1 pseudogene is annotated in these 550 nt (G+C 42.0%); it reads right to left on the minus strand.

Going from position 1 to position 550, the window contains the following annotated elements:
- Positions 1–399, minus strand: a pseudogene (gene argS, locus A3761_RS07560) (arginine--tRNA ligase); the annotation flags it as partial.
- Positions 400–550: the final 151 nt, after the last annotated feature.

The following is a 550-nucleotide window of genomic DNA, read 5'->3' on the forward strand; positions in this document are numbered from 1 at the left end:
GGTAGGATTAGCGGAAACAAACTCGACTTGAACTTTTTGGTCTTTACCTGAGTTGTTGTGTCCATATTTATCCGCATTTTCAATAATTGAACTGAGGACGGCAAAGCTGCTGGCGGAGCTCATAAAAAAGTTGATGAAGCCAGGGCCAGCAATTTCAATTTTGTCTACGCTTGCATTATTTTGAGCGGTGATCTTTTCAACGATTTGCTCAGCAAGCGCTCGAGGTGGCATCTTGGCCTGCTTGGCTAAGACTAGCCCTATATTCGAGGCATAGTCGCCATGCGCTTTATCTTTTGTCGCATCAATATTGATCTTATAACTCGCGTCCGAAGGAATGACGTTCTCGTTGCTAAGTTCAGTCACAACCGTTTGTACAAGTTCAATTATCAGTTCTTTCATGCGCGTCCAGATTTACAAAAGCCAATGGGAAATTAAAAGGGGGCGTATTATCTATGATTCCGTTCAAGATTTAAACGCTAATACTTGGAGTTAGAGTAAAAAGTGCGCTTTTTACTCTGACTCCAAGTATTGCTATTAGACGTAATCGAGG

The organism is Oleiphilus sp. HI0123, assembly GCF_001635315.1.